This window comes from Candidatus Binatia bacterium (assembly GCA_036382395.1).
Taxonomy (GTDB): domain Bacteria; phylum Desulfobacterota; class Binatia; order HRBIN30; family HRBIN30; genus JAGDMS01.
In genome coordinates, this window is the sequence record DASVHW010000140.1 from 1 (window position 1) to 3,227 (window position 3,227).

Sequence of the window (3,227 nt, forward strand, 5' to 3'; positions counted from 1 at the left end):
ATCGGCGGCGGTGGCAGCATCAGCGGCATCGCCAGCGCGATCAAGCTCAGCGGCTCGAAGGCGAAGGTGGTCGGCGTGGAACCCGAATTGGCCAATGACGCGCAACTGAGTTTTCGTGCCGGCCGCATTGTCCAGCTCTCCGCCGAAGAAGTGACCCGCACTCTCGCCGACGGCCTGCGCACTCAATCGGTGGGCGAGATCAACTTCGAGCACATCCGCGCCTACGTGGACGACGTCGTCACCGTCAGCGAGTCCGATATCACCGACGCCATGCGCCTGATGGTCATGAACGCCAAGCTCGTCGCCGAACCCAGCGGCGCCGTCACCTTTGCCGCCTACATCAAGCACGCCGCCCAGCTTCCAGCGGCGAAAAAGGTGGTCGCCGTCATCACCGGCGGGAACGTGGAGCCGGCGCTGCTGGCGAAAATTCTCGCGGAGTAAGCCGCAGGCCGGGGTGTTTCGACCATCCAGCCCGACCTGCGGGCTACCACCTGCGACCGACAATTGTTATCCTTCATCACGGTTATGAAACGCTTCGTTCTCGCAAGCATCGTTATCCTCGCCCTTCCCTGCTTCGCCGCCGAGACGGTGCGCGGCATCATGGTCCGTTCCGCGCAGATCTACCTCCTCCCCGCATCCGACTCCACCAAGGTTGGTGAGCTGCAGCGCGGACGCGAGGTCGCCATTCTCGAAAATCCCGGCAAGGGTTGGATCCACGTGCTGGCCATGCTCAGCCAGAACCGCTACACCGGCGAGGAGAAAGACGTCAGCGGCTGGTTGATCGACAAGGGCATCGTGCGCACGAACACGCCCAGCGGAGACAAAATCGTTTTCGGCGAGGCGGTTTCGTCCGAAGCTGAGGCCAGCCGACGCGGCGGACGCAAAGGCGCCGATACCGACGCTCTCCGCCTCTACTATCGCTGCTTCGAATATTTCCCGCAGTCGCCGCTCGCCGGCGAGGCGCTCTATCGCGCGGCCGATATTCGCTGGCAGCTCGACAAGATCGACGTCTTCTCCCGCCCCTCGGCCCGGCAGCGCGATGCCAGTTGGCGCGGCGACGGCATTGACGAAGAGCTGATGAAAGAGGTGAGGAAGAAATTTCCGCACACCAAGTGGTCCGACCTCGCCGACTTCCACATGATCGACAACAAGGTCTGCGGCGATTGGCAGGCCGAATCCAAGTGTCCCGAAAAGGAAGCGGAGATTTACGAGAAGTACGCTGAGGAGCATCCGCAATCGCCCGCCGTACCCGAAGCTTTGTACAACGCTGCCTGGCGCCGTGCCGCTCTGGTATCCATCTATCCAAACGAAGGCAAGAGCGGGAAAGTGGCGGAGGCGAAAGCGCGGGCCGAGGCGCTCTGCCAGCGCGTCATTTCGTCCTACGCGCAAACTGACTGGGCCGCCCGCACCCAAGCCTTGCTCTACATGGTGCAGCAGGACATTCCGACGTTCGGAAATCAGTTACAGTAGTTCTTTGGAGCGCAATTGAACCCTTACTCTCTCGCCGTACTCCTTGGCATCATCGAAGGCCTCACCGAGTTTTTGCCCGTCAGCTCGACCGCCCACCTGCGCATTGCCGAAGCCGCGCTCGGCATCGACCTCGCCAACGGCTACTGGAAGATGTTCACCATCGTGATCCAGCTCGGCGCCATTCTCTCGCTGCCTCTTTATTTCTGGCGCCGCATTCTCGACTTTCTTGAGACGTTCCCCTCCGGCCGCGAAGGCGACCGCACCGCCTTCGACCACCCTGTCTCGCTGACCTTCATCGCCTTCTTCGTCACCGCCATTCCCGCTTACCTGATGACGAAGATCATCGGCAAGCACCTGGAGAGCCTCTCCATCATGGGCGCTGCGCTGATCATCGGCGGCGTCGTGATGTGGATTATCGATTACGTTTACGAACACAACCGCGCCGTGCTCACCAGCCTCGGACACCCGACCGACTCAATGGAGCAGATGTCGCTCGGGCAATCCATCTGGATCGGCGCCTGCCAGATTCTCTCCGCGGTATTCCCCGGCACCTCGCGTTCGATGGCCACCATCGCCGCCGGACAGCTCACTGGCATGTCGCGTTCCGCTGCGCTCGAGTTTTCTTTTTTCCTGTCGATCCCGACCATGGTCGCGGCCACCGGTTACGACCTTCTGAAGTCATTCCGCCAAGGTGAAGCGGGCAGCGCAATCGGCTCCGCTCCCACCGGCGCTCAAGGATGGGCGCTGTTGGCCATTGGTTTCGTGGTCTCGTTTATCGTGGCTTACGGCGTGGTGGCCTGGTTCATGAACTGGGTGCGTGCCCGCGGCTTCGTCCCCTTCGCCATCTACCGCATCCTGGCCGGCGCCATGGTCCTCGCCTGGGCTTTGCGTAGCCGCTAACTGCCGGTTGTCATCCTGAGCGACGACGCGCCAATAGACCAGCAGGCCCGCTGTTGGCCTGCGGGTTACCGCGTCCGAGTCGAAGGACCCCTTGTGCTTCCCAACGACCAGAGACCAGCGACCTACTTCAGCAGCTTCCACACGCTGCTGTAATCATCCGTCCACACCACCCGCGGCCCCTCTGACACCGTCACCTCGCCCGCCTTCATCAATTCCATCTGGTACGGCAATTCCTGCGCGCTGACCAGCACCCAGGTCGCACTGAAAATCTCCTTGTCATCGTCCGGTCCACTGCTGATAACCAGCGCCTTCTTGCCTAATCGCTCGGCCGCGCCGCGCACCACCGGAACCAGGTCCAGATACCGGTTCGACACGTGCACCGCCAGCACTCCACCCGGCCTCAGTTGCTTAAAGTAAAGCTCGAAGGCTTCCCGTGTAAGCAGATGCACAGGAATGGCATCCCCCGAGAACGCGTCCACCGCCAGGATGTCGAAATTGTCCCCGCTCTCCCGCTCCAGCGACAGACGCGCGTCGCCCGGCACGATGTCGATTTTCGCCAGCGAGTCCCGCAGGAATGTGAACTGGTGATTCGCCACGTCGATCACCAACGGGTTGATGTCGTAGAAGCGGTAGTAGTCCCCCCAGCGTCCGTACGCCGCCAGCGTGCCGGCGCCGAGGCCGATCACTCCCACCCGCAAGGGTCCGCGTTTCCCTTCCTGCATTAGCACCACGCCGACGCCCGAGGATGTCGAGTAATAGGTGGTCGCGAAACGTCGCATCGACGGCGTCATGAACTGCAGTCCGTGATTGATCGTCCCGTTCACCAATTCGCGAAAGCGCGGGTCCGGCGGATCGAA

The 3,227-nt window shown here is 62.0% G+C and carries 4 protein-coding genes; 3 read left to right on the forward strand and 1 reads right to left on the reverse strand.

Annotation, left to right across the window (positions count from 1 at the left end; all coding sequences use genetic code 11):
- The 3 genes from VF515_06690 to VF515_06700 form a co-directional block, all read left to right on the forward strand.
- On the forward strand, window positions 1-441 hold a 441-nt coding region (locus tag VF515_06690; protein ID HEX7407325.1), incomplete at its 5' end, for a pyridoxal-phosphate dependent enzyme.
- A gap of 84 nt (window positions 442-525) precedes the next feature.
- Window positions 526-1,470: a hypothetical protein gene (locus VF515_06695; GenBank protein ID HEX7407326.1), complete on the forward strand. Its 945-nt coding sequence runs from the start codon at window positions 526-528 to the stop codon at window positions 1,468-1,470.
- Window positions 1,471-1,485: 15 nt separating this feature from the next.
- Window positions 1,486-2,370, forward strand: coding sequence for an undecaprenyl-diphosphate phosphatase (locus VF515_06700; GenBank protein HEX7407327.1), 885 nt, complete (start codon window positions 1,486-1,488; stop codon window positions 2,368-2,370).
- Window positions 2,371-2,492: 122 nt separating this feature from the next.
- Here VF515_06700 and VF515_06705 read toward each other — a convergent pair.
- A partial coding sequence (locus VF515_06705) for a fused MFS/spermidine synthase (protein ID HEX7407328.1) occupies window positions 2,493-3,227 on the reverse strand: 735 nt, incomplete at its 5' end.

What these genes read in the sequence shown, in the direction of transcription:
- VF515_06695 (HEX7407326.1), top strand. Translation starts at nt 526, where the DNA reads ATGAAACGCTTCGTTCTCGCAAGCATCGTTATCCTCGCCCTTCCCTGC.